This is a genomic window from Shigella sp. FC1967 (genome assembly GCF_001743005.1).
Classification (GTDB): domain Bacteria; phylum Pseudomonadota; class Gammaproteobacteria; order Enterobacterales; family Enterobacteriaceae; genus Proteus.
Genome location: NZ_MIIZ01000268.1, coordinates 1 through 251, shown reverse-complemented (window position 1 = coordinate 251; position 251 = coordinate 1). Strand labels below are relative to the sequence as shown.

The window sequence follows — 251 nt, the reverse complement described above, 5'->3', positions numbered from 1 at the left end:
GAAGTTTATCGGTACTTTATCGATGAAGTACGCCAGTGTGAGCGGTGGTTACACTGGTATGATTGTGATGTGGTTAATGATTGCCACTTTCCTATATCTTTTTAGCCATAGCCGTCAAAAAAGTGGCATTAGGTGTAGCATATGCACTGTGGGAAGTTTATCGGTACTTTATCGATGAAGTACGCCAGTGTGAGCGGTGGTTACACTGGTATGATTGTGATGTGGTTAATGATTGCCACTTTCCTATATCT

The 251-nt window shown here is 41.8% G+C and carries 1 pseudogene; it reads left to right on the top strand.

Annotated features, from left to right (window positions below):
• Positions 1-7: 7 nt before the first annotated feature.
• Positions 8-155 (top strand): annotated as a pseudogene (locus tag BHE89_RS02460) (SMR family transporter); the annotation flags it as partial.
• Between the last annotated feature and the right edge of the window lie 96 nt (positions 156-251).